This is a genomic window from Streptomyces sp. NPDC101776, from assembly GCF_044766845.1.
Lineage (GTDB): Bacteria > Actinomycetota > Actinomycetes > Streptomycetales > Streptomycetaceae > Streptomyces.
Map to the genome: position 1 here is coordinate 231,492 of NZ_JBIWMV010000006.1, position 24,814 is coordinate 256,305.

At 69.9% G+C, this 24,814-nt stretch carries 24 protein-coding genes and 1 riboswitch; of the genes, 11 read left to right on the top strand and 13 right to left on the bottom strand.

Going from position 1 to position 24,814, the window contains the following annotated elements; genetic code table 11:
• Positions 1-16 precede the first annotated feature (16 nt).
• Together ACIRRY_RS21670 and ACIRRY_RS21675 are read left to right on the top strand one after the other, a co-directional pair.
• Positions 17-583 (top strand): hypothetical protein, encoded by a 567-nt coding sequence (locus ACIRRY_RS21670; RefSeq protein WP_388101863.1) that lies wholly within the window; start codon positions 17-19, stop codon positions 581-583.
• Between the two features lie 31 nt (positions 584-614).
• Entirely contained in the window at positions 615-998 is a 384-nt protein-coding gene (locus ACIRRY_RS21675; protein ID WP_403975084.1) for a hypothetical protein, read from the top strand.
• Here the strand turns inward: ACIRRY_RS21675 and ACIRRY_RS21680 are convergent.
• The 7 genes from ACIRRY_RS21680 to thrC form a co-directional block, all read right to left on the bottom strand.
• Positions 995-1,900, bottom strand: coding sequence for a metallophosphoesterase (locus tag ACIRRY_RS21680; protein ID WP_403975087.1), 906 nt, complete (start codon positions 1,898-1,900; stop codon positions 995-997). The genes ACIRRY_RS21675 and ACIRRY_RS21680 overlap by 4 nt on opposite strands.
• 47 nt (positions 1,901-1,947) lie before the next feature.
• Complete coding sequence (locus ACIRRY_RS21685) at positions 1,948-2,556, bottom strand: GNAT family N-acetyltransferase (protein WP_403975090.1); 609 nt, start codon at positions 2,554-2,556, stop codon at positions 1,948-1,950.
• A 243-nt stretch (positions 2,557-2,799) separates the two neighbouring features.
• Positions 2,800-3,930, bottom strand: a complete 1,131-nt coding sequence (locus ACIRRY_RS21690; RefSeq protein WP_403975093.1) for an NADH:flavin oxidoreductase — start codon at positions 3,928-3,930, stop codon at positions 2,800-2,802.
• Positions 3,931-4,193: 263 nt separating this feature from the next.
• A complete protein-coding gene (groL, locus tag ACIRRY_RS21695; RefSeq protein ID WP_200690012.1) occupies positions 4,194-5,822 on the bottom strand; it encodes a chaperonin GroEL in 1,629 nt (542 codons plus the stop codon).
• 355 nt (positions 5,823-6,177) lie between these two features.
• A complete protein-coding gene (locus tag ACIRRY_RS21700) occupies positions 6,178-6,384 on the bottom strand; it encodes a cold-shock protein (protein ID WP_006382349.1) in 207 nt (68 codons plus the stop codon).
• A gap of 431 nt (positions 6,385-6,815) precedes the next feature.
• Positions 6,816-7,091, bottom strand: a complete 276-nt coding sequence (locus ACIRRY_RS21705; protein WP_403975096.1) for a MoaD/ThiS family protein — start codon at positions 7,089-7,091, stop codon at positions 6,816-6,818.
• A gap of 117 nt (positions 7,092-7,208) precedes the next feature.
• Positions 7,209-8,540 carry a threonine synthase gene (gene thrC, locus ACIRRY_RS21710; protein WP_403975098.1) on the bottom strand — a complete coding sequence of 444 codons (1,332 nt, stop codon included), beginning with the start codon at positions 8,538-8,540 and terminating at the stop codon, positions 7,209-7,211.
• 15 nt (positions 8,541-8,555) lie between these two features.
• Positions 8,556-8,717, bottom strand: a riboswitch (SAM riboswitch).
• A 182-nt stretch (positions 8,718-8,899) separates the two neighbouring features.
• On the opposite strand from thrC, the gene ACIRRY_RS21715 reads away from it, so the two are divergent.
• Both ACIRRY_RS21715 and ACIRRY_RS21720 read left to right on the top strand, forming a co-directional pair.
• Positions 8,900-9,844 carry a glucosyl-3-phosphoglycerate synthase gene (locus tag ACIRRY_RS21715; RefSeq protein WP_043673456.1) on the top strand — a complete coding sequence of 315 codons (945 nt, stop codon included), beginning with the start codon at positions 8,900-8,902 and terminating at the stop codon, positions 9,842-9,844.
• A gap of 171 nt (positions 9,845-10,015) precedes the next feature.
• A complete protein-coding gene (locus ACIRRY_RS21720) occupies positions 10,016-11,515 on the top strand; it encodes a trehalose-6-phosphate synthase (protein ID WP_403975101.1) in 1,500 nt (499 codons plus the stop codon).
• Here ACIRRY_RS21720 and otsB read toward each other — a convergent pair.
• The 3 genes from otsB to ACIRRY_RS21735 all read right to left on the bottom strand — a co-directional run bounded on the left by otsB (position 11,503) and on the right by ACIRRY_RS21735 (position 14,247).
• Positions 11,503-12,291 (bottom strand): trehalose-phosphatase, encoded by a 789-nt coding sequence (gene otsB / locus ACIRRY_RS21725; protein ID WP_403975574.1) that lies wholly within the window; start codon positions 12,289-12,291, stop codon positions 11,503-11,505. The two genes, ACIRRY_RS21720 and otsB, sit on opposite strands and share 13 nt — an antisense overlap.
• Before the next feature lie 383 nt (positions 12,292-12,674).
• On the bottom strand, positions 12,675-12,947 hold the full coding sequence (locus tag ACIRRY_RS21730; protein WP_403975103.1) for a DUF3263 domain-containing protein: 273 nt from the start codon (positions 12,945-12,947) through the stop codon (positions 12,675-12,677).
• A gap of 55 nt (positions 12,948-13,002) precedes the next feature.
• Positions 13,003-14,247 (bottom strand): extracellular solute-binding protein, encoded by a 1,245-nt coding sequence (locus ACIRRY_RS21735; protein ID WP_403975106.1) that lies wholly within the window; start codon positions 14,245-14,247, stop codon positions 13,003-13,005.
• 131 nt (positions 14,248-14,378) lie between these two features.
• On the opposite strand from ACIRRY_RS21735, the gene ACIRRY_RS21740 reads away from it, so the two are divergent.
• From ACIRRY_RS21740 to ACIRRY_RS21750, 3 genes are all read left to right on the top strand, one after another.
• Positions 14,379-15,356, top strand: coding sequence for an ROK family protein (locus ACIRRY_RS21740; RefSeq protein WP_403975108.1), 978 nt, complete (start codon positions 14,379-14,381; stop codon positions 15,354-15,356).
• Complete coding sequence (gene nagA, locus ACIRRY_RS21745) at positions 15,356-16,567, top strand: N-acetylglucosamine-6-phosphate deacetylase (protein WP_403975110.1); 1,212 nt, start codon at positions 15,356-15,358, stop codon at positions 16,565-16,567. The genes ACIRRY_RS21740 and nagA overlap by 1 nt, the downstream gene beginning before the upstream one ends.
• Positions 16,568-16,695: 128 nt before the next feature.
• On the top strand, positions 16,696-17,625 hold the full coding sequence (locus ACIRRY_RS21750) for a 1-phosphofructokinase family hexose kinase (protein WP_403975112.1): 930 nt from the start codon (positions 16,696-16,698) through the stop codon (positions 17,623-17,625).
• Positions 17,626-17,659: 34 nt separating this feature from the next.
• Here ACIRRY_RS21750 and ACIRRY_RS21755 read toward each other — a convergent pair whose 3' ends face one another.
• Positions 17,660-18,628: a carbohydrate-binding protein gene (locus ACIRRY_RS21755; RefSeq protein WP_403975114.1), complete on the bottom strand. Its 969-nt coding sequence runs from the start codon at positions 18,626-18,628 to the stop codon at positions 17,660-17,662.
• Between the two features lie 178 nt (positions 18,629-18,806).
• Positions 18,807-20,471 carry a diguanylate cyclase CdgB gene (gene cdgB / locus ACIRRY_RS21760; protein ID WP_403975116.1) on the bottom strand — a complete coding sequence of 555 codons (1,665 nt, stop codon included), beginning with the start codon at positions 20,469-20,471 and terminating at the stop codon, positions 18,807-18,809.
• A 305-nt stretch (positions 20,472-20,776) separates the two neighbouring features.
• On the opposite strand from cdgB, the gene ACIRRY_RS21765 reads away from it, so the two are divergent.
• Both ACIRRY_RS21765 and ACIRRY_RS21770 read left to right on the top strand, forming a co-directional pair.
• Entirely contained in the window at positions 20,777-21,349 is a 573-nt protein-coding gene (locus tag ACIRRY_RS21765; RefSeq protein WP_403975118.1) for a flavin reductase family protein, read from the top strand.
• Between the two features lie 198 nt (positions 21,350-21,547).
• Positions 21,548-22,042 carry a GNAT family N-acetyltransferase gene (locus ACIRRY_RS21770; protein WP_403975120.1) on the top strand — a complete coding sequence of 165 codons (495 nt, stop codon included), beginning with the start codon at positions 21,548-21,550 and terminating at the stop codon, positions 22,040-22,042.
• Between the two features lie 130 nt (positions 22,043-22,172).
• Here ACIRRY_RS21770 and arfB read toward each other — a convergent pair whose 3' ends face one another.
• On the bottom strand, positions 22,173-22,601 hold the full coding sequence (arfB, locus tag ACIRRY_RS21775) for an alternative ribosome rescue aminoacyl-tRNA hydrolase ArfB (RefSeq protein WP_403975122.1): 429 nt from the start codon (positions 22,599-22,601) through the stop codon (positions 22,173-22,175).
• Positions 22,602-22,776: 175 nt separating this feature from the next.
• Between arfB and ACIRRY_RS21780 the strand changes: the two genes are divergently transcribed.
• Both ACIRRY_RS21780 and ACIRRY_RS21785 read left to right on the top strand, forming a co-directional pair.
• Positions 22,777-23,352: a TerD family protein gene (locus ACIRRY_RS21780; RefSeq protein WP_403975124.1), complete on the top strand. Its 576-nt coding sequence runs from the start codon at positions 22,777-22,779 to the stop codon at positions 23,350-23,352.
• Between the two features lie 202 nt (positions 23,353-23,554).
• Positions 23,555-24,811 (top strand): DUF1266 domain-containing protein, encoded by a 1,257-nt coding sequence (locus tag ACIRRY_RS21785; protein ID WP_403975126.1) that lies wholly within the window; start codon positions 23,555-23,557, stop codon positions 24,809-24,811.
• The last annotated feature ends 3 nt before the right edge of the window (positions 24,812-24,814 follow it).

Below are 24,814 nucleotides of genomic sequence, written 5' to 3' on the forward strand. Positions count from 1 at the left end.
TATCGTCGAGCGAACCATGAACCACGCCCAGCAGACCGCCCTAGGCCGCGCCCTCCGTCTCCTCGGCGAGCACGGTGAGGCGCTCACCTCCGACACCCCCGACGCCCGGCTGCACGAGGTCAAGGCGGATCTCAGGCGCGCCCTGGACCTGCTGGACGACACCGTCAGCGGCGGCGCGCCGACCACCCGCTGCCCGGAGCATCCGAACGGCCCGGTCGACGCGGACGCCCCGGACCTCTGTCTGCTCTGCGAGACCCGCCGCCGCGCGGCCCGCCGTTCCGAGATCAACGGCCCCGGCGCACCCCGGCCCACCGACACCACACCCTCCCGCTACGGCGTCCGCGAGGACCGCCCGCAGGCCCAGCAGCGCTGGCTCCCCGAGCTGTGGAACGGCCAGGCCTGGCAGCTCTGCGGCACCCCGCGCCGCGACCGGCACGAGGCCGAGCTGTATCTCGCCGCCCAGCGGCGCGGCTCCCGCCCGGCCATGGCGTACCGCCTCGTGCACGAGTTCACCGACTACGAGGTGCTGCGCGTGTGGGGCACGCCCGTGCACGTGGACATCGAGCCCCTGGGGAATCTCTGACATGGGCCCGTTGTCGTGGAGTACGGATGTGGTGAGCGGGCTCAAGTGGTGGCAGCGGCTGGTGCTGGTCGCGTGCCTGTGCGCGCTCGCGCTGCCGTTGTGGTTCGCCGCGAAGAACGTCCACCGGTTCGTCGACGGTGAGTGGACGAGCACGGAAGGCTACGTCCACTGCGACGGGAACGACCTGTGCAAGGGCACCTGGGGCCTGCCCGGCGGACAGCAAGGGCACGGGAAGATAGACGGGTTGTCCTTCGAGTACGACGAGGAACAGGTGACGGGCATACGGCTCTTCGCCGGCCGCGACTGGGCCCTGACCGACCGCTCCAAACTGGCCTTCAACGCGGCCTACCAGGTCGTCGGCGCCGCGATCGGCGCGGCCCTGGTCGTCTCGGTCGCCTGGTTCAAGTCCCGCTAGCCGCCCTGCTGTTCCCGTTCCCGTTCCCGTTCCCGTTCGATGACCAACCGGGTCCGTTCCTCGTCCAGTTGGTACACCGTCTCGTGTGCCCGTGGGTCCCGTGCGTGGAGCGTGTGGAACATCGGCCCGGTCCCACCGCCCAGTTCGACCCGCGAGGCCGAGGCGCCGCGCACCGCCCGCTCCGTGCCGTACGCCGTCGTCAGGTCGATCCGGTTGACGACCCCCGGCGTGACCCACACCGGCGTCGCCTCCAGGAAGCCGAAGAGCTGGAGGTGGAAGTGCCCGGTGAGGACCACCCGTACGTCGCTCCCCCGGATCGCGTCCGCCAACTCCCCCGGGTTCAGCAGCCCGAAGGCCCGCTGGGACGGTACGTCGAGGGCGATGGGCGGGTGATGGAAGGCGAGGACGGTCCCGTTCCCGAACGGCGTGCTCAACTCCTCTTTCAGCCAGTCCAGTTGGGCCCCGCTCAGCCGCCCGTACACCTTTCCCGGCACCAGTGAGTCGAGCGTGATGAACCGATAGCCGCCCACGTCGCTCACGGCCGCGCACGCGAACTCGACCGGAAACACGGCGGACACGACCCGATCCGTGCCGTCGGCGGCCAGGTGTCCGCTCCCCAACACCTTCCCGAACACCTCGCGTTCGTCATGGTTCCCGGTCGTGTAGAAGACCGGCACCCCGCCCATCCGCTGCGCGAAGCCCCCGACCAGCTCCCGCACGGCCGTATACGCCTCCACCGCCCCGTCGTTGGCGAGGTCCCCGGTGACGACGATGGCGTCCACTTCGCGCTGGTGCCGCAGTTCGGCCAGCATCAGCCGCAGGGAGTCGGTCGCGTTGACGCCGTTGCGGTTGGGGGCGTCGGTGCGTTCCAGGTGGGTGTCGGACAGGTGGAGAATTCTCATGTTCCGGCACGCTAGCCCGAGTTGGGACCCCTACCAAGAGCCACGGCTCAACGCGTGGCCGCCGCCCGCCACATCGTCGTGACCACCTGACCGCCGGCGGTGACGATCTCGTCGCGCGCCACGAAGCCGACGCTCTCGTACCGCTTGTTGTTGGCCGGGTTGGTCGACTCCAGGTACACGGGAGCGCCGAGCGGACCGAGCGCATCGATCCGGGCGAGCCCGTCGGCCAGCAGCCCCATGCCCAGCCCCTTGCCCCGATGGTCGGCGTGCGTGCCGAGGATCGTGAGGTAGAAGTACGGCTCGGCGGGGTGCGCCGCCTCGAACTGCTCCCCCAGCACCGTGATCGCGCGGGCGGTCCCCGCATCCGTGACCCCGGCCAGCCGCCCCTCCAGCCCGGCGGCCTCCTCCTCGGTCAACTCGACCCCGCCCGGCGGAATGAAGACCGCCGCGGCCTCCGTCTCCGGCGTCACCAGCGTCCAGGGATAACGCAGCGCGGAACCGGCGTAGACGTGCCACATCACGGCCGCCTGCACAGCCCGCCGCCGCTCGTCCGGAAACGCGGGCCCCCAGATCGGGTCATGGAGAAAGGCGCTGGTGAAGGTCGCGACGATGGCGTCCAGATCGGCGACGGTCGCCACCCGAGAGGCAGAGGTCATGCGACTCACGGTACGCATCACTCCCCACCCTGACCGGCACCACCCACTCCGACCGCGCCCCCCAGCCCGAGCCACACCACCCAGCCCGTCCGGTGCCTTCCGCCACAGGCCGCCACTATCCAGCCCGTCCGGCGTTTGAGGACGAGGCCCCTTCAGGGCCGATGGGGGTCTGGGGGCGCAGCCCCCAGGGATGGCGCGCTCCCACCGGCCGCACAACAAAAGCCAAGCTCAGCCCGGCTCAGCTCAGCTCAGCGAGCGCAGCGCCACCGCGTCGTACGGCGCCAGCTCCTCCACCCGCCCCGCGAGCACCTTCACGGCCCACTCCGGATCCTGGAGCAGCGCACGGCCGACCGCGACCATGTCGAACTCGTCGCGCTCCAGGCTGTCGAGGAGGTCGTCGATGCCCTTGACGGGGGCGCCCTCGCCGCGGAAGCCCTTGAGGAAGTCCCCGTCGAGGCCAACCGAGCCGACGGTGATGGTCTGCTTGCCGGTGAGCTTCTTGGTCCAGCCCGCGAGGTTGAGATCGGAGCCGGTCTCCTCGAACTCGGGGAGCCAGTAACGGCGGGTGGAGGCGTGGAACACATCGACGCCGGCCGCCGCGAGCGGGGTCAGGATCGCCTCCAGCTCCTCCGGGGTCTCGGCGAGACGGGCACCGTAGACATCCTGCTTCCACTGCGAGTAACGGAAGATGATCGGGAACTCCGAAGAGACCGTCTCGCGGACCGCCGCCACGATCTCCGCCGCGAACTTGGTGCGGGCGACCGCGTCACCGCCGTAGGCGTCCGTACGGCGGTTGGTGCCCGCGTACAGGAACTGGTCGAGGAGATAGCCGTGCGCGCCGTGGAGTTCGACGCCGTCGAAGCCGATCCGCTCCGCCGCCGCCGCGGCCTCGGCGAAGGCGCCGATGACGTCGTCCAGGTCCCGCTGGGTCATGGCCGTACCGGTGACCTCGTCGCTGCCGATGCGCAGCCCGGAGGGGCCGACGGCGGGGGCGTCCGCGTACGGCGGCTGGCCCTGCTCGCGGACCATGCCGATGTGCCAGAGCTGGGGAACGATCGTGCCGCCCGCCGCGTGCACGCCCTCGGCGACCTTCGCCCAGCCCGCGAGCTGCTCCTCGCCGTGGAAGCGCGGGACGCGGTCGCTCTGCCCGGCCGAGTCGTGACCGACGTAGGTCCCCTCGGTGACGATCAGGCCCACGCCCGCGGCGGCCCGCCGGGAGTAGTAGCCGACCACGTCCTCACCGGGCACCCCGCCCGGCGAGAACTGCCGGGTCATCGGCGCCATCACGATCCGGTTCGGGACGGTCAGGCCGTTGAGGGTGATCGGACGGGCGAGAACTTCGGCCGCTCGGGAGGCGGGGGCGGTCGTAGACACGTGTGGGGGCTCCTCGGGACACCAGGCACCAGACATCGAATATCAGGTACCAGTTGGTATGTGCGTATGCATTGATCATGCGTCAACGACAACCGTCCGGCCAAGCCCCGCATTCCGACCGGTCGGCGCCGCGCCCTGTGATACCGGACACGATCCCGAACATGATCCTGGACATGAAACCGGAAACGCCCGAGGGCGGTACCCCCTGTCGGAACAGGAAGTACCGCCCTCGGCAAGACCGTTGACCAACCCGGAGGGGTCGATCAGAAGTCCATGTCACCGCCCGGCATGCCGCCGCCGGCACCCGCGCCGGCACCGGCCTTCTCGGGCTTGTCGGCGATGACGGCCTCGGTGGTGAGGAAGAGCGCGGCGATGGACGCGGCGTTCTGCAGGGCAGAGCGCGTGACCTTCGCCGGGTCGATGATGCCCTCGGCGATCATGTCCACGTACTCACCGGTGGCGGCGTTGAGGCCGTGACCGATGGGCAGGTTGCGGACCTTCTCGACGACGACTCCGCCTTCGAGACCACCGTTGACGGCGATCTGCTTCAGCGGGGCCTCGAGCGCGAGCTTGACGATCGCGGCACCGGTGGCCTCGTCACCTTCGAGCTCGAGCTTCTCGAAGACGTGACCCGCCTGGATGAGCGCGACGCCGCCACCGGCGACGATGCCCTCCTCGACGGCCGCCTTCGCGTTGCGAACGGCGTCCTCGATGCGGTGCTTGCGCTCCTTGAGCTCGACCTCGGTGGCCGCGCCCGCCTTGATGACGGCGACGCCACCGGCGAGCTTGGCGAGGCGCTCCTGGAGCTTCTCGCGGTCGTAGTCCGAGTCGCTGTTCTCGATCTCGGCGCGGATCTGGTTGACGCGACCGGCAACCTGGTCCGCCGAGCCCGAGCCGTCGACGATCGTCGTCTCGTCCTTGGTGATGACGACCTTGCGAGCGCGACCCAGCAGGTCCACGGTCGCGTTCTCCAGCTTGAGACCGACCTCCTCGGAGATGACCTCGCCGCCCGTGAGGATGGCGATGTCGCCGAGCATGGCCTTGCGACGGTCACCGAAGCCCGGAGCCTTGACGGCGACGGACTTGAAGGTGCCGCGGATCTTGTTGACGACCAGCGTGGACAGGGCCTCGCCCTCGACGTCCTCGGCGATGATCAGCAGCGGCTTGCCCGACTGCATGACCTTCTCCAGGAGCGGGAGCAGGTCCTTGACGTTGGCGATCTTCGAGTTGGCGATCAGGATGTACGGGTCGTCGAGGACGGCCTCCATACGCTCCATGTCGGTGGCGAAGTACGCCGAGATGTAGCCCTTGTCGAAGCGCATGCCCTCGGTGAGCTCGAGCTCGAGACCGAAGGTCTGCGACTCCTCGACGGTGATGACGCCTTCCTTGCCGACCTTGTCCATCGCCTCGGCGATGAGCTCGCCGATCTGGGTGTCGGCGGCGGAGATGGAGGCCGTAGAAGCGATCTGCTCCTTGGTCTCCACGTCCTTGGCCTGCTCCAGCAGGGCACCGGAGACGGCCTCGACGGCCTTCTCGATACCGCGCTTGAGGGCCATCGGGTTGGCGCCCGCGGCTACGTTGCGCAGACCCTCCTTGACGAGGGCCTGGGCGAGGACGGTCGCGGTGGTCGTACCGTCACCGGCGACGTCGTCCGTCTTCTTGGCGACTTCCTTGACCAGCTCTGCGCCGATCTTCTCGTACGGGTCCTCGAGCTCGATCTCCTTGGCGATGGAAACACCATCGTTGGTGATCGTGGGGGCGCCCCACTTCTTCTCGAGGACGACGTTGCGGCCCTTGGGGCCAAGGGTGACCTTGACGGCGTCGGCGAGCTGGTTCATCCCGCGCTCGAGACCGCGCCGTGCCTCCTCGTCGAACGCGATGATCTTGGCCATGTGAAGTGGTCCTCCCGGACTGGGGTGGATTGCTCCGGACCGCGCTGGCGCCCGCGACGGACGGCCTGCCTGCCCCGATGGTTCCTTGCACCACCTGGCCTGCGGGCCTCACCGACCCGGTCCTTCGTTATCACTCTCACCTTCAGAGTGCTAACGCCAATGATTAGCACTCGGCATGGTCGAGTGCAAGCGGCTCCCACGTTCTGGCACCCACTCCGGCCCCTGCTGCGGCCCCCGAGTCCGACCCCCGGCTCCGGGCATGCCGAAGGGCCCGTACCCCAGGAGGTGACCCCCCAGGAGTACGAGCCCTTCGATGAGGAACGAAGAACGTCGCTGCTGTTCGTCGGCGCGTGCTTCAGGTGGTCGCGAGCCGGACCATGTCCGCCTGCGGCCCCTTCTGACCCTGCGAGATCTCGAAATCGACCCGCTGACCCTCTTCCAGGGTGCGGTAGCCGTCCATCTGAATCGCGCTGTAGTGGACGAAAACATCCGCACCACCGTCGACCGCGATGAAGCCGTACCCCTTCTCCGCGTTGAACCATTTGACGGTGCCCTGAGCCATGCCTAACTCCCCTATTACTGGCCCTTGCACGGACCCACACTTCGCGGATCCGGGTCAGACCTCACCCCCCACAGGATTGGGGGCGTGCGCCGGAACGCGTCGACCGCGGCCGAATGTATCCGTCCAACTGCCGTCTGCAACAGGTCAATCCGACGAGAATTCCGGGCAGGATCGGTCGGGAATTTACGGAGAATTCGTCCGACTTCAGGGCAAGTCGGGCCCGATAAAGGGCACATAACGCGCAAAATGCCTACACACTTTGGCTACTTCTCATCGCACGCGGAGCCGGTACTCATATGCGTCCGGCATGCGGAGTGGTGCGCGTTCCCCAACTCTACCGCGCTCAACCATACAGAATTGCCCCCTCCGTTTCTCTCACGGAGGGGGCAATTCGATGAACTCTCGGTAACCGGCGTTACCAAGGGTAATTATCAGCCGCCCGCGACGGCCGGAATGATCGAGACGCCGGCCCCGTCCGGAGTGGCCGTCTCCAGCCCCTGCTCGAACCGCACATCGTCATCGTTGACGTAGACGTTGACGAACCGGCGCAGCTTGCCCTGGTCGTCGAGGACGCGGGCGGAGATACCGCTGTGGTTCTTCTCCAGGTCGCTGATGACCTCGGCGAGGGTGGCGCCTTCGGCGGAGACCTCGGCCTTGCCGCCGGTGTAGGTGCGCAGGATGGTGGGGATACGGACGGAAACGCTCATGCTCAAGACCTCCGGTCAGGTACGGCTTTTGTCTTTCAGGGGCGCGGGGCTGTATCGATTTGCGGCTACCGGCGCGTGGGCGCGACCAGCCCCCACCGGCCCGCAGACGAAGAACGACTAGGACGCGAGCCCAGCTTCCCTGAACGACTCGAGGCTGGGCCGAATCGTCGCGGTGAGCCCAGTACCGGCGACCGCGTCCAGGGTCTTGAGACCGTCGCCGGTGTTCAGCACAACCGTGGTCAACGTCGGATCCAGCAACCCGCTCTCGATCAGCTTCTTCGCCACACCGACGGTCACCCCACCGGCGGTCTCCGCGAAGATGCCCTCCGTCCGCGCCAGCAGCTTGATCGCGTCCACACACTGCTCATCGGTGACGTCCTCGACAGCCCCACCGGTGCGCCGGGCGATATCCAGCACATAGGGACCGTCCGCGGGGTTCCCGATCGCCAGCGACTTCGCGATCGTGTTCGGCTTCTGCGGCCGTACGACGTCATGCCCCGCCTTGTACGCGACGGACACCGGCGAGCATCCTTCCGCCTGCGCACCGAAGATCTTGTACGGCTTGTCCTCGACGAGCCCGAGCTTGATCAGCTCCTGGAGCCCCTTGTCGATCTTCGTGAGTTGCGAGCCGGAGGCGATCGGCACGACCAGCTGGTCCGGGAGCCGCCAGCCGAGCTGCTCGCAGATCTCGTACGCCAGGGTCTTGGAGCCCTCTGCGTAGTACGGCCGCAGGTTGACGTTGACGAAGCCCCAGCCCTCGCCGGCCGGGTCGCCGATCAGCTCGGAGCAGAAGCGGTTCACGTCGTCGTAGTTGCCCTCGATGCCGACGAGCTCGCCGCCGTAGATCGCGGCCATGACGACCTTGCCCTGCTCCAGGTCGTGCGGGATGAACACGCAGGAGCGGAAGCCCGCCCGGGCGGCGGCGGCGCCGACGGCGCCGGCGAGGTTGCCGGTGGAGGAGCAGGAGAGGGTGGTGAAGTCGAAGGCGCGCGCCGCTTCGATGGCCTGCGCCACGACGCGGTCCTTGAAGGAGTGCGTCGGGTTGCCGGAGTCGTCCTTCACGAACAGCTTGCCGGCGTCGACGCCGAGTTCGCGGGCGAGGTTGTCGGCCTGGACGAGCTTGGTCCAGCCGGGGTTGATGTTCGGCTTGGTCGCCACGTCGGCGGGGACGGGCAGCAGGGGCGCGTAACGCCAGATGTTCGCGGGGCCCGCCTCGATCCGCTTGCGGAGCTCTTCGGTGTCGTAGGCCGAGAAGTCGTAGGCGATCTCCAGCGGGCCGAAACACTCCTCGCAGGCGAAGACCGGGCCGAGCGGGACGCGGTGGCCGCACTCGCGGCAGGAGAGCGCGGTGGCGGGGCCGAGGTCGACGGTGTTCGTGGGGGTGGGGTCCGCGGCGGTCGTGTCCGTCTTCGCGGGGTTCGTGGTGCTTGCAACAGTCTGCGCAGCCATGGAGGCGAGGCCCTTTCCTCATCTTCCTCACGACGCATTTCGCCATGAGACGGATTTGGCACCTTCCCGAGCCGGGAGCCTCGGCGCATGGCGGTTCTTTCACCACATGCGACAAGACCGGCTGGAGGGTTGCCGGGGCTTCAACGGGCCGTATCCCTCTGCCCCTCTGGATGAGCGGTGTTCAGTTGTGTACGCGATTGTCTCGCCGACGGCCCCCGACATGCGATGGTCATCAGCGTTGTTCAAGACTGTAACCGAAGGCCAGGACAGTTGAGTGAGCCGTCCGAACCGCGAGATGGACCAGACACTCACTGTCTGTGACCAGCCCTCGCCGAGAGAACGCAGAGGAGCCGCGCAACGTGCTGAAGGAAGTCGAGCACTGGCTGAGCACCCGCTCCTGGTCCATGACCGATCGGCCGCTCCACAAGATTCTTGCCGCCAAGCACCGCACGGGCCAGTCGGTCAGTGTCGTGCTGCCCGCGCTCAACGAGGAAGCGACGGTCGGCGACATCGTCGCGATCATCCGTCATGACCTCATGCAGCAGGTCCCGCTCGTCGACGAGATCGTCGTCGTCGACTCCGGGTCCACCGACCGCACCTCCGAGGTGGCCGCCGCGGCGGGCGCCCGGGTCGTGCACCGGGACGACATCCTGCCCCGCATCCCCGCCGTGCCCGGCAAGGGCGAGGTGCTGTGGCGCTCGCTGCTGGTGACGAGCGGCGACATCGTCTGCTTCATCGACGCGGACCTGAAGGAGTTCTCCTCGGACTTCGTCACCGGGATCGTAGGCCCGCTGCTCACCGACCCCGGCGTCGACCTCGTCAAGGCGATGTACGACCGCCCGCTCGGCGGCGCGGCCGGCCAGGGCGGACGCGTCACCGAGCTGATGGCCCGCCCGCTGCTGAACATGCACTGGCCTCAACTGGCCGGATTCGTGCAGCCGTTGGGCGGTGAGTACGCGGCCCGCCGCTCTCTCCTTGAGCAACTCCCCTTCCCCGTCGGGTACGGCGTCGAGCTGGGCATGCTCGTCGACGCGCTGCACCTGGTGGGTCTGGACGCGCTCGCCCAGGTGGACGTCGGGGTGCGCAAGCACCGGCACCAGGACGGGCAGGCGCTGGGGCGGATGGCCGCGCAGATCTACCGCACGGCTCAGCTGAGGCTGGCCCGCGGGCATCTGATCCGGCCCTCCCTGACCCAGTTCGAACGGGGTCCGGACGGTTTCGAGCCGCGCACGTACTCCGTGGACACGGAGGAGAGGCCGCCGATGGCGGACATCACCGAGTACCAGTCCCGCAAGGTGGCGTAGCAGCACGGCCGGTCAGGCCCCGGTCGGGCCGTGGGCCGGCCATGCCCAGGCCATGCCCAGGCCGCGCCCCGGTCGCGGTCCGGTCGCGGCCTGGCCGTATACGGATCCATCCGGTCCGTTGTGACCCGTCCGTACGTTTGAGCGTTTCCGGGCCGGGCTAGGTTGTGCCGTATGGCTTCTACGTCGTCCCCCTCGTCCCCGTCCGGTGCCGCTCAGGTGCTCGTCGCGTCCAATCGTGGCCCGGTCTCGTACGAGGTGGGCGACGACGGTTCGCTGCGTGCCCGGCGGGGTGGCGGCGGGCTGGTGTCCGGGCTGTCGGCGATCGGGCCGGACGCGGGGGCGCTGTGGGTGTGCTCGGCGCTGTCGGAGGGTGACCGGGAGGCGGTACGGCGGGGGGTCGGCGAGGACGGTGTGCGCATGCTCGCCATCCCGGCCGACGTGCACGCCGACGCGTACAACGGCATCGCCAACTCCGTGCTGTGGTTCGTCCACCACATGCTGTACCAGACCCCGCTGGAGCCGGTCTTCGACGCGGAGTTCCGGCGCCAGTGGGCGTCCTACGAGCTGTACAACCGGGCGTTCGCGGAGGCGCTGGCCCAGGAGGCGGCCGAGGGCGCGGCGGTGCTGGTGCAGGACTACCACCTGTGCCTGGTCCCCGGGATGCTCCGCGAACTCCGCCCCGACCTGCGGATCGGGCACTTCTCGCACACGCCATGGGCGCCGGTGGAGTACTTCGGGATGCTGCCGGACGACATTCAGGTACGGCTGATGGAGGGCCTGCTCGGGGCGGACCGGGTGGGGTTCCTGACCTGGCGCTGGGCGACGGCGTTCCAGAACTGCGCGGGCGGGGTCGACACCTACCGCTGGCTCTCGACCTGGCCGTCGGGCGCCCCGCGGGCCATCGAGCACGTGCGGCGCGATCCCGACACCCGGCGCGAGCGGATCACCCGGAAGACGTTCATCGGTGTCCACAGCCTCGGTGCCGACGCCGAGTTCCTGCACGCCCGCTCCCACGAGGCGGACGTCGAGGAGCGCATGGCCGCGCTGCGCGAGGAGATCGGCGAAGGCCGCAGGACCATCGTCCGGGTGGACCGGACCGAGTTGTCGAAGAACATCGTGCGCGGGCTGCTCGCGTATCGGCAGTTGCTCGACGACCACCCCGAGTGGCGGGAGCGGGTCGTGCACGTCGCCTTCGCCTACCCGTCCCGGCAGGACCTCGCCGTGTACCGGGACTACACCGCCGAGGTGCAGCGCCTCGCGGACGAGATCAACTCGCGGTACGGGACGCCTGGTTGGACCCCGGTGGTGCTCCACGTCAAGGACGACTTCGCGCGCTCGCTGGCCGCGTACCGGCTCGCCGACGTGGCGCTCGTCAACCCGATCCGGGACGGCATGAACCTCGTCGCCAAGGAGGTGCCCGTCGTCTCCGACGAGGGGTGCGCGCTGGTCCTCTCCCGGGAGGCGGGGGCGTTCCAGGAACTGGGCAAGGACGCGATCGCCGTCAACCCGTACGACGTCATCGCCACGGCCACCGCACTCCACGAGGCCCTGACCATGCCGACCGAGGAACGCGCCGAACGGACCAAGCGCCTCGCGGCGGCGGCTACGGCTCTGCCGCCGGCCCAGTGGTTCCTGGAGCAGCTGAACGCGCTGCGGGATCAGGGGAGTTGAGCCGCGAGCGCGGACAACAGGCCCACGACCCCCGCCGCGCCGTCCACCACCAGGTCCGCCCGCTCCCTCAGTTCCGTGACCTCGTCGTTGCCGCTGCATACGAGCAGGCCGGGGACGCCGTCCGAGCGGAGTTTCTCGACTGCGGCGAAGGCGGGGAGGTCGCCGAGGTCGTCGCCGGCGTAGAGGACGGACTCGGCGCCGGTCTCGCGGAGGTACTCGATGAGCGCTACGCCCTTGTCCATGCCGGGCGGTCGCAGCTCCAGGACCATGCGGCCGGGTTCGACGATCAGGCCGTGGCGGGCGGCGAGGTCGGTGAGGGGGGCGCGCAGGGCCTCGTACGCGGCCTCGGGGTCGTCGGCGCGGCGGGTGTGGACGGCGAGGGCGCGGCCCTTCTCCTCGATCCAGGTGCCCCGCCAGGCTCCGATCCGGTCGAGGAAGCCGGGGAGTTCGGCGCGGACGGCTGCCACCCCGGGGTGCGGGGCGGGAGCGCTGACGGTACTGGTCACCGCGTCCCAGCGTTCCGTGCCGTAGTGGCCCAGCACGACCAGGTGTTCCAGGCCGCGTACGCCCGCGAAGCCGCCGTTGCGGACCGCCACGCCTGCCGGGCGGCCGGTGATCACGGCCACGGACGCCACCTTCGGGGCGAGCGCGGCCAGCGCCGGTACCGCGCCCGGGTGCGCGCGGGCCTGCTCGGGGTCCGCGACGATCGGCGCGAGCGTGCCGTCGAAGTCGAGCCCGATCACCGCGGCGGCCGGCTTGGCGAGGATCGCCTCCAGACCTTCGCGCCCGGCACGGGTGACGGGGGTCGGTAGGACGAGGGACGTGGGAGCGGCGACGGGATCGGCGGAGACCCGGGGGGCCGGGCCAGTGGAGTTCCGGGGATCGCGTGGAGCCCGGGGATCGGGGTCGCCGGAGACCTGGGGATCGCTCAGAGCCTGGGGATCGGAGCCGTTGGAGTTCCGGGAATCGTGGCGAACCTGGGAATCGGGACCGCTGGAGACCTGGCGATCGGGGTCGGGATCGGTGGAGTCCTGAGGGCTGCCCATACATCGACCCTATCCGGGCGGGCCCCCGCTCACCCCTCGCTCACCGGCGCACGGCCGGGACCCGCACACCGCCCGGCCACTCCCGGCCACTCCCGGCCTGTCCCGGCCGCTCCTCACCGCTCCGCGCGCCGCGTCTCGCGGACCCGTCTCAGCCTGTTCACCGTCACCGGGTCGTGGGCCAGTGCCCGCTCGTCGTCCAGCAGGGCGTTGAGCAGTTGGTAGTAGCGCACGGGGGCCAGGCCCAGTTCCTCGCGTATCGCGCGCTCCTTCACGCCGGGGCCGGGGAAGCCGCGGCGCTCCAGCGCGAGGATGTCCTGTTCCCTCCGGTTCAGCGAGGGAACCCGCGGGGGTGGTGGGGGTGGTGGGGGCGGCGGGTCCGTGTCCATGCCTTGCACCGTAGCTCCCGCCACTGACAACGCCCCCGCTCACTGCCACGTACGCCTACTTCCCGCTCTCCGCCAGCGTCGCCGCCGCCTGCAACTGCCCCAGCAGCGCCCCCGGGTTGCCGTTCGCGGCCACCGCCTGCCCTATCCGCTTCTTGATGTCGGCGCTGACCGTGGCCCAGGAGGTGTTGCCGACCGGGTAGAGCGTGGACAGCGGGAGTTCCTCCAGGAAGGGCCGTAGCGCCTTGTCCCGCGTCGACTCCTCCATCGCCTCGGACGCGGAGTTGGTCACGGGCAGCAGGTCGTACTCTCGGGAGAAGGAGAGGACGTTCTTCTCGCTGTAGACGAAGTCGAGGAAGTCGCCGATCTGCTCGCGGTGGCCGTTCTGCTTGAAGGCGGTCATCCAGTCGGCGACGCCCATCGTGGTCTTGGCCTTGCCGGTACGCCCCGGCATCGCGACCGTGCCGAACTTCACGCCCTTCTTGGCGGCCTGCTGCATCAGGGTCGGATGCCCGTTGAGCATGCCGACGTCACCGTCGGCGAAGGCGGTGAACGCGTCCGCGCGGTTCAGCTCGGCCGGTGCCACGGGCCCGGTCAGCCCCTTGTCGACAAGGTTGTCGCGGAGCCAGGTGAAGGTGGAGACGTTCTCCGTGGAGTCGATGGTGTAGGTGCCGATGTCGTCGGTGTAGCCACCGCCCCCACCGAGCAGCCACTGCATGGTCTCGGCCTGCGCCTCCTCCGAGCCGAGCGGCAGCGCGAACGGATACTTCACGCCCCGCTCCTTCAGCGCCTCCGCGTCGGCCGCCAGCTCGCTCCAGTCCTTCGGCGGGGTCAGCCCGGCCTCGCGGAAGAGCGTCTTGTTGTAGAAGAGGACGCGCGTAGACGCGGCGAACGGTATGCCGTACTGCAGGTGGTTCACCTGCCCCGCGTCCATGAGCGGCTCCAGGAAGTCCGCCTCCACGGGGATGGAGAGCAGGTCGGCGGTGGAGTACAGCCTGCCCGCGTCGGCGTAGTCCGCGTACGCGCCGATCTGCGCCATGTCGGGCGCCTTGCCTGCGGCGACCATCTCCTTGACCTTGCGGTCGACGTCGTTCCAGGAGTAGACGCTGACCTCGACCTTGACGTCCGCGTGCTTCGCCTCGTACTCCTTGACGAGTCCGTCCCAGTATTTCCGCGAACTGTTGGACGCGGAGTCGCCGTAGTCCGCGGCGACGAGCCGCAGCGTGACCTCACCGGAGTCCCCGCCGAGGCCACAGCCCCCGAGGACCGCCGTCATACCCAGTGCGGAGGTCACCGCGATCATTCCTGTCCTGCGCCGCTGCACTGCCGAATCCCCAACCTTTGCTGTCGTGACGTTCGCTCTGCGAACCCATAAGGTCTACACCACGTAAGTGGACTAGACCTCTCGCGGGTAGACGGGCCACACTGTCCCCCGTGAGACATGTCATCGCCCTCGACGTGGGCGGCACCGGGATGAAGGCCGCCCTCGTTGGGGCGGACACACCTCCTTCTGGGGGGACACCCCCCAGACCCCCCGTACTGCTCCACCGCGCCCGCCGGGCGACCGGCCGAGAGCGCGGTCCTGACGCGGTCGTCGAGCACATCCTCGGCTTCGCCGCCGAGCTGCGCGCGTACGGCGAGGAGCACTACGGCGAGCCCGCGGCCGCGGCCGGTGTCGCCGTCCCCGGCATCGTCGACGCCGAGCGGGGCATCGCCGCCTACTCGGCCAACCTCGGCTGGCGGGACGTACCGCTGCGCGATCTGCTCGCCGCGAGGCTCGGCGGTGTCCCGGTCGCCCTCGGCCACGACGTGCGCACCGGCGGCCTCGCCGAGGGCCGCATCGGCGCGGGCAAGGGCGCCGACCGCTTCCTGTTCGTACCGCTGGGCACCGGCATAGCGGGCGCGATCGGCATCGACGGCCGGGTGGAGGCGGGCGCGCACGGCTTCGCGGGCGAGATCGGCCACATCGTCGTACGACCGGGCGGCACGCCCTGCCCCTGCGGCCAGGTCGGCTGTCTGGAGCGGTACGCGTCCGCGGCGGCGGTGACCGAGGCGTGGGCGGCCGTCTCCGGCGACCCCGGGGCGGACGCGGCGGACTGCGCGAAGGCGGTCGCCGCCGGGGACCCGCGCGCGGAAAAGGTCTGGCAGGAAGCCGTCGACGCCCTCGCCGACGGCCTGGTCACCGCTCTCACCCTCCTGGACCCCCGAACGATCATCATCGGTGGCGGCCTGGCGGAGGCGGGGGAAACGTTGTTCACACCGCTACGGGAGGCGGTCCGGGCCCGGGTCACCTTCCAGAAGCTGCCGTCGGTGGTCCCTGCGGCCCTCGGAGACACCGCCGGATGTCTAGGTGCAGGCCTACTGGCCTGGGATCTCCTCAACCACACCGACCGTACGGAGGTAACCGCCTGATGGCAGCCGACCCAGGGGCGCGGGGAACTGCGCGACAAGCTACGACGCACCCGCAGCCCGCGACCGGCACAAGGCCCCTCATCCTGTCCGGCGCCACAGTGGTCCTACCCACCGGAACGGTCAAAGACGGCCGAGTAATCATCGACGGCACCCGCATCACCGGCGCAGCCCCCGAGAACGCCCAGGTCATCGACGTCACCGGCCACTGGCTGGTACCGGGATTCGTGGACATCCACAACCACGGCGGCGGCGGCGCCTCCTTCACCTCCGGCACCATCGAGGACGTCCTCAAGGGCATCCACACCCACCGCCGGCACGGCACCACCACCCTGGTCGCCTCGACGGTCACCGGCGACATGGACTTCCTCGCCCACCGCGCCGGCCTCCTCTCCGAACTGGCCGAACAGGGCGACCTCGCCGGCATCCACTTCGAGGGCCCGTTCATCTCCCCGTGCCGCAAGGGCGCCCACTCCGAGGCCCTGCTCCGCGACCCCGACCCCGCGGACGTCCGCAAGCTGGTCGACGCGGCCCGCGGCACGGCCAGGATGGTCACCCTCGCGACCGAACTCCCGGGCGGGCTCGACTCGGTACGCCTCCTCGCCGAACACGGCGTCATCGCGGCGATCGGGCACACCGACGCGTCGTACGAGCAGACGGTGGAGGCGATCGACGCGGGCGCGACGGTCGCCACGCACCTGTTCAACGCGATGCCGCCGCTCGGGCACCGCGAGCCCGGTCCGATCGCGGCGCTGCTCGAAGACGGGCGCATCACGGTCGAGTTGATCAACGACGGTACGCATCTGCACCCGGCGGCGCTGGAGTTGGCGTTCCACCATGCCGGTGCGGAGCGGGTCGCGTTCATCACGGACGCGATGGACGCGGCGGGCTTCGGTGACGGCCGGTACATGCTCGGCCCGTTGGAGGTCGAGGTCAGCGAGGGCGTGGCGCGGCTGGTGGAGGGCGGGTCGATCGCGGGGTCGACGCTGACCCTGGACCGGGCCTTCAAGCGCGCGGTGACGGTCGACCGGCTGCCGGTCGAGGACGTGGTCACCGCGATCTCGGCCAACCCGGCCCGGCTGCTGGGCAGTTACGACGAGATCGGCTCGCTGGAGCCGGGCAAGTACGCGGACCTCGTACTGCTGGACTCCGCGTTCGACCTCAAGGGCGTGATGCGGCGCGGCACTTGGGTGGTCGAACCCCAACTGGAGTGACGCACAGCGCATCGCGTGGATTCACAGGAGACGGCGATCGGTCCGGGTCTGGGCCGACCGCCGTCTCTTTGGCATGATCGGGCCCGAACTGGACGCCAGATACACATACTTCGGGGGAGGCCGGCCCGGTGATCCTCACGGTGACGCTGAACACCGCTCTCGACATCACCTATCGGGTACGGGAGTTGCGACCGCACGGTTCGCACCGTGTGTCCGAGGTGACCGAACGGCCCGGCGGCAAGGGCCTGAACGTGGCCCGCGTACTGGCCGCCCTCGGCCACGAGGTGACGGTCACCGGCTTCACGGGCGGCGCCACCGGACGGGTCGTACGGGATCGACTCGCGGGTACGCCGGGTGTGCTGGACGCGCTCGTCCCGGTCGCCGGACCGACCCGGCGCACGATCGCCGTGGTGGACGAGCTGACCGGTGACACGACTCAACTCAACGAGCCCGGCCCGACGGTCACTTCGGCGGAGTGGTCCGCGTTCCAGGAGGCGTACGAGGGGTTGCTGGGCGGGGCGTCGGCGGTGGCCCTGTGCGGGAGTCTGCCGCCGGGGGTGCCGGTGGGCGCGTACGCGGGGCTGGTCCGGACGGCACGGGCGGCCGGTGTCCCGGTGCTCCTCGACACCAGCGGCGAACCGCTGCGCCGGGGCGTCGCCGCCCGCCCCGACCTGGTCAAGCCCAACGCCGAGGAACTGGCCGAACTCACCGGCTCCCACGAGCCGTTGGGCGGGGCGCGGGACGCGCGGCGACGGGGTGCCCACGCGGTGGTGGCCTCCCTCGGCGCACAGGGCCTGCTGGCGGCGACCCCGGAGGGCGAGTGGCACGCGACGCCTCCGGCCCGCGTCCACGGCAATCCGACCGGCGCCGGCGACTCGGCGGTCGCGGGCCTGCTGTCGGGTCTGGTGGAGCGACTGCCGTGGCCGGACCGCCTGGCCCGTGCCGTGGCCCTGTCGGCGGCGACCGTACTGGCGCCGGTGGCGGGCGAGTTCGACCGGGCGGCCTACGAGGAACTGCTGGGGCGGGTCGCGGTGACAGGAGACGCCTCCGCGGCCTGACGCGAGCCGGTCACTTCCCGGGCTGTCGCCCCACCTACTTCTTGACCTGGCCCTGCTTCACCCACAACTGGTCCAGCAGGACATTGCACTTGGCGGCGTCCTCGCAGGACAGGCTTATCGAGTTGGTGCCCTTGGTGAGGGTGGGCCAGGCGAAACTCGTCGTCCAGCCCTTCTCGAAGTTGCCGTCCGGGGCCCCCGCGTAGTTCTTCAGGTTGAACGGGCTGCCGAACTTCTTGCCGTTGACGCTGAGCGTCATCTGCTGGTCGTCGCTGGTGGAGCTGTAGTGCGCGAAGACCGTGTAAGTGCCGTCCGAGGGGATGCCGTTCACCGTCCAGGTGACCGAGGCTCCGGCCGCGTTCAGCCCCGTCACATAGACGCCGCCGTCGGCGTCCGCGCCCTTGACGTCGGACGCCAGGGCGGCGCCGCCGTCCAGCTTCAGCGCCTTGGCGTCGATGGTCTGGGTCTCCAGGCCGCTGGACGCGCTGGTGCTCGGCGACGGGCTCGACGAGGCGCTCTGCGACGTCGACGGGGTCGACCCCGCCTGGTCGTCGGTCTTGTCGTCGCCGTTGCCGTTCATCATCGCGACGCTGATGCCGATGACCACCGCGGCAACGACCGCGATCGCGCCGATCAGCAGGCCCTTGGTGTTGGGGCCGCGGCCCCGGCCGCCACCGCCGTTGTTGTACGACGGGGGCTGCTGGCCTGCGGGCGGGCCGCCGGGGAAGGTCTCCGGGGCCTGGTAGTGCGTGTTCGGCTGGGCGCCGTAGGACTGCTGCTGCGGGACGGTCTGGCCGTACTGCTGCTGGTACTGCGCCGTGGCCGCGGCCTGCTGCTGGGCGCCGTACTGGCGCTCGCCGACCGGGCGCACTCGGTTGACCGAACCCGGGTAGCCGTAGCCACCGCCGGACGGCGGCTGGGCGCCGGCGGCCTGGCCGTCCTCGTACAGGTAGCCGAACGGGTCGTCGTCCTCGGGCGTGCTCGCGCCGTTGTTGCCGGGCGTCATCCCTAGGTACTCCTCAACAGGTGCGGGTGCAGATACGTCAGCTTCGGAAACGTCTTCTTCATACGTCTTCAGATGCGTCTTCAGACATGTCTTCGATACATCTGGAGAACTGCGAGCCTACCCGCTCCGCGTCGTCCAAACGGGTGACTCCGGCCGCATCAGCCCACTGACCTGGAGATCATCCCGCGCGTCTGTGCTGTTTGGGACGAGATCGTTTCTCGATGTACATCCGTTCGTCAGCGGACTTCAGGACCTCGTCCGCCGTCATGCCGCAGTGGGCCCAGCCGATACCGAAACTGGCCCCGACCCGCACGGCCCGGCCGTCCACCCGGATGGGCTGGATGATCTCGTTCCGCAGGCGTACGGCGAGGTCGGCGGCGTCGGCCTTGCCGAGTCCGTCGGCCAGGACGACGAACTCGTCGCCGCCGAGCCGGGCCACCGTGTCGCCGTCGCGCACGGCCCGGCCGAGCCGCCGGGCGACCTCGATGAGAACCGCGTCACCCGCGTTGTGCCCGAACCGGTCGTTGATCGACTTGAAGCCGTCGAGGTCGCAGAAGAGGACCGCGAGCCCCTTGGTGCCGTCGTCCCGCTCGCCCTCGGGGGCGATGGTGTGGACGTGGTGGTCGTAGGCGTCGAGGAGGTCGGCGCCGGGGCGGAAGTCGAAGCCGTGGCCGTTCGCGTCGTAGGCCGGGGTCGGATGTCCGTACGCGGCGTCGATGGACTCGATCTCGCCGGGGAACGTGGACTGCGGGCGCTGGCAGAGGCGGGCGGAGAGGCGGGTGCGCAGCTCCGCCGAGTTCGGCAGGCCGGTCAGCGCGTCGTGCGCGGCGCGGTGGGCGAGCTGGAGCTCGCGGCGCTTGCGGTCCTCTATGTCCTCGACGTGGGAGAGGAGGAAGCGCGGCCCGTCGGCGGCGTCCGCGACGACGGAGTTGCGGAGCGAGACCCAGACGTACGTGCCGTCCCGGCGGCCCAGACGGAGCTCCGCGCGTCCGCCCTCCGCCGAGGTTCTCAGCAGAGTGCCTATGTCCTCGGGGTGGACGAGGTCCGAGAAGGAGTAGCGGCGCATCGCGGACGCGGGGCGGCCGAGCAGGCGGCACAGGGCGTCGTTGCTCCGCAGTATTCGGCCGTGCTGGTCGCCGCCCATCTCGGCTATCGCCATGCCGGAGGGGGCGTACTCGAAGGCCTGCCGGAAGCTCTCCTCGCTTGCGCGCAGGGCCTGTTGCTCGCGCTCGAGCCTGACAAGTGCGCGCTGCATATTCGCACGTAGACGCGCGTTGCTGATCGCTATGGCGGCCTGGAACGCGTACATCTGGAGCGCTTCCTTGCCCCACGCGCCCGGTCGCCGGCCGTTGCGCGGGCGGTCCACGGACAGGACGCCGATCAGCTCGCCGCAGGAACCGCCGGAGACACCCGGCGTGTACATCGGCGCGAAGAGCCGGTCGGACGGGTGCCACTCGTCCTCGAAGCGGGGTGCGGGGCCGTCGGTGTACCACTGCGGTACGTCGTCCTCGTCGAGGACCCAGCCCTCGGTGTGCGGGATGAACCGCAGGTCGCCCCAGGACTCGCCCATGCCGAGACGGCGCTCCCAGGAGGTGCGCGAGCCGACACGGCCGGTGATGAGTGCCTCGGCGGCGGAGTTGCCCGCGAAGGCGGCGACCACGAGGTCGCCGTCGGGGCGGACGAGGTTGACGCATGCCAGCTCGTATCCGAGCCCGTTGACCACGCCGTCGGCGACGGTCTGCAGAGTGTCCGCCAGACTGCGGGCGGTGTTCATGTCCGCCATGACCGTGTGCAGTTGTCGCAGGGTCGCAAGACGGACGTAGGGTTCCGACTCGGTCTCCATACTCGCCCTCCCCCCGAGACCTCGCAGTGAATCAAGGGTCATCTTCCCCGCCACTGAATCACAGCGCGCTGCCCACTCGGTACACAGGGTCAACAATTACTACCCCTTGTGACTCAAGTCACAGCAGAAGATGAACAATTGAGTGGAGTTTCTGCATTTTCCCTGTGCGTTTACTGAACGCAAACTTTGTGGGTGTGTGGACATGATGCACGACGATGTTCCGTCGCGTGGGCCGTTGGTCCTAGGACCCGACTGGGCCGCAGGTCCGATGCGGTGGACCGGTGTCGGCGACTAGCGTTTCGGGCGTGCTGAACACCGTGTCACCAACCAAGGTCGATCCCTCCGGGCATGCTGTGGGGGTGAGCAACGACGAGTTCCGCGCCGCCCTCTCACGGCTGGCCGCGGGCGTGGTCCTGGTGACCGCGCACGAGGAGCCGTACGACCCGGACGACCCGCATGCCCCGGTCGGCGAGGACGTCGGCATGACCGCGACCGCCTTCATGTCGGTCTCCCTGGACCCGCCCCTGGTCCTGGTCAGCCTCCGCAACGGCTCCCGCATGGACGACCTCCTCGACGAACAGCCCCTGTGGGCCGTCTCCGTCCTCTCCGAGAGCCAGCGCCACATCGCGGGCCGCTTCGCGATGAAGGGCCGCATCAGCGACCGGCTGCTCTTCGACGACATTCCGTACGTCCACGGTGCGGCGTCCGGCGCCCCCTTGGTCCGCGGCGCCCTCGCCACCCTGGAGTGCCGCACGGAACAGCGGATTCCGGCCGGGGACCACACGCTGGTGATCGGACGGGTGCTGACGGCGGAGGTGGGGAGTGCGGAGGGGGGTCCGTTGTCGTACTTCCGGGGCAGGTACCGGCAGTTGGGGTGAGGGCGGTGGCAACTGGTGTGACGGCGGCCATGGTTGGCGGGATGGCTGCGGCAGTTGGCCTGACGGCGGCGGTGGTTGACGGGATGACTGCGGCAGGTGGCCTGACGGCGGCGGTGGTTGGCGTGACGGTGGCGGCGGTGGCGGCGGCGGCGGCTAATTCTCTCGCCCCCCGCTGATCCGACCGCCTACCGTGCACGCATGACGACGATCACCGCCGCCGGTTCGCGTTCCGGTTCCGGCCCCCGCCTCGAAGAGATCACCCCGGGCAACTTCGAGGCCGCGGTGGGCATTCGGGTCCGCCCCGACCAGGAGTTCGCGGTCTCCCCCGTCATGAAGTCCCTCGCCGAGGCCTACGTCCACCCCGGCACCGCCTGGCCCCGCCTGATCATCGACGCGGACCGTCCCGTCGGCTTCGTCATGGCCTTCTTCGACATCGACTGGAACCTGGATGCCTCCGTCATCCGCTCCGGCCTCTGGCGCCTGAACATCGCGGCGGACCAACAGGGCCGGGGCTACGGCCGGTTCGCGGTGGAGTCGGTCGCCGCGGAGATCCGCCGCCGGGGCGGCAAGGAGCTGTACGTCACGTGGCACGAGGGCGCGTCCGGGCCGGCCGGGTTCTACGCGGGGCTGGGGTTCCGGCCCAACGGGGAGCTGAGCGGGGGCGAGACGGTGGGGGTGCTGGAACTGGCATAGGGGTGGGGTGTGTTCGGGGCGGGCGGCGGGGAATTCACCGGCGTTTTGCGTGCCGTTGCATTCACCGGGGCCGTTCTCAAGGAATTCAGCGCGGCCACCCATGTGACAACAAGCACCCGACGTCGGGGAACTATCCCCAGTCCCGCCCGTTCCGCCCCCGCTTCGTGTCGGACCGCTGCTTCTTCTCCCGCAACCGGCGTTCATTGATACCGCGCGGAATACGCGTGGCCCGGCGCGGCTTCGGTGGCGGTGCCGTGGCCTCGGCGAGCAGCGCCGCGAGGCGTACCGCCGCGGTCTCGCGGTTGCGCCACTGGGAGCGGTGCTCGGAGGACCGTACGGTGACGACGCCGTCGACGAGCCGGGAGGCGAGCCGTTCCAGGGCGCGCGCCTTCCAGACCTCGGGCAGCGCCTCGGTCTTGGCCAGGTCGAACCGGAGCTCCACCTGGGAGTCGCTGGTGTTGACGTGCTGCCCGCCCGGCCCTGACGACCGCGAGAAACGCCACATGAGCTCGGCCTCGGGCAGGGAGACGGAGCCGCGGATGAGATAGGGACCGGACATGTCCCCATGGTCGCGTGTCTGTCCGGTCCACGTCACGCCAATTACCTCGGACGGTCCAGGTAAAGAAAGTAAAGTCGCCTGGAACCTTCGGTACCCCTCTTGGCGTTCATACAGGTACCGGTAGCTTCGTCCTCAGCACGAAGCCCGCACCGCAACGAGGGAAGGACTCCCAACAATGGCTGTAAGCCTGTCCAAGGGTGGCAACGTCTCGCTCACCAAGGAGGCCCCGGGCCTGACCGCCGTCACCGTAGGCCTCGGCTGGGACGTCCGCACCACCACCGGCACGGACTTCGACCTCGACGCCTCGGCGATCGCGGTCAACCCCGAGGGCAAGGTCTACTCGGACGGACACTTCATCTTCTTCAACAACAAGTCGACCCCGGACCAGACGATCGTCCACACCGGCGACAACCGCACGGGCGAGGGCGCGGGCGACGACGAGGCGATCAACGTCAACCTGGCCGGCCTCCCGGCGGACGTCGAGAAGATCGTCTTCCCGGTCTCGATCTACGACGCCGAGAACCGCTCGCAGAACTTCGGCCAGGTCCGCAACGCGTACATCCGCATCGTGAACCAGGCCGGCGGCGCCGAGATCGCCCGCTACGACCTCTCCGAGGACGCGGCGACGGAGACGGCGATGGTCTTCGGCGAGCTGTACCGCAACGGCGCGGAGTGGAAGTTCCGCGCGGTGGGCCAGGGTTACGCCTCGGGCCTGGTCGGCATCGCGCAGGACTTCGGCGTCAACGTCTGAGGTTCGCCTCGTTTGTCGTAGTGCCGTGTGTGAGGCCCCTGGCCGCGATTGTGGCCGGGGGCTTCGGCATGTGCGGGAACCCTGGGCGGTGGGCCGGGAGTTGAGGAAACACGGCACGGGGCCGCACAGGGGTGTCTCAGCCCCGTATGGCACTGTGCCGGGATCAACAGCGGTTGTGGCACCTGGAAGGACAGCGAGCCCTATGTCGTTCGGACCGTCCCCCGCCGGTTTCGGGCCTCCCTCACCGCCCGTCTGGACCCCGCCGACGGACACGGAGCGCGCCCTGGCCGAGGCCAGAGCACGCGGCGACTGGACCGCGTACTACGACGTACTGGCCCGGGTCCGCCTCTACTACGTGATGTCGCGCGACGCCTACGACGCCCAACCCGACCGCGTCCACCGCACGTTCACCCGCGACCCCCGCACCGGCGCCGAGCGCTGGGAACTCTTCACGGACGGCATGCTGCCCGCGCCCCGCCCCGACCTGGTGTACTCGCGCGCCACCCTGCGCTGGATAGCCGACGCCTGGAACCCGCGCTGCCCGCCCGCCCTCGTCATCAACCCCGGCACCCCCTGCGAACTGCCCCTCCCCTACGGCCCACCGGGCACGACGGACTGGTCCCGCGCGGCGGAGCGCCTCGGGGGCGCCCCCGCCACCGCCATGCGGCTGCGCGCCCTCCACGTCGGCGGCCCGCTGCACGGTCCCGTCGCCCACGGCCTGGCCTGCGGAGCCCTCCTCTGCGTCAGCAACGGCTCCCTGTGGAACGCGCTGGCCTGGCACGGGCACGGCTACGACGGTGAGCGCCGGCGGCTGCGCGAGTGGTGGGGCATCACCACCCGCGCCGAGTGGCAGCACCATCAGAACAACCTGCTCGCCTGCGAAGCCTCCAGCTCCGTATGGGAGTTCGCGCTGAGCCTGCGCCGTACGATCTCCCGCGACTTCGGCGGGCACGTCGACACCGGGTACTGGCGGCAGGCGGTGGCCACCGTCATCCGCGCCAACTCCGAGGGCTCCACGGTGATCACGGAGGACGGCGTCACGAAGACCGACCCGCGCCCCGCGTCGGAGACGGAGGCACGCGTCGAGGGCGTACAGCGCCTGATCGGCCGTATCACCCGCTACGAGGCCCGGATGCGGGCCGACGGCATCCTCGCCGAGAACCGCTATGTCACCTCCGTCGAGGCCTGGGACCTGGGCCGGGCCTCGAAGATGGCCCGCTGGGGCCTGGGCGCCCGCTTCGCCACCCTCCCGGAGACGGAGTCCGCCGTCGTCCGGGCGGGCCGCTCCGCCGCCCTCGCGTACCGCTCCTGGGCCGACTTCTCCACCGGCTACATCCTCGGCCGCTGCCTCCACTTCGACGAGGAGGAGTTCGGCGACTGGTACCAGGACATGGTCTCCGCGCACCGGATCCTGATGTCCGACCCCGGGAGCCCCTGGCTCAACATCCCCTTTCGGTAGAAG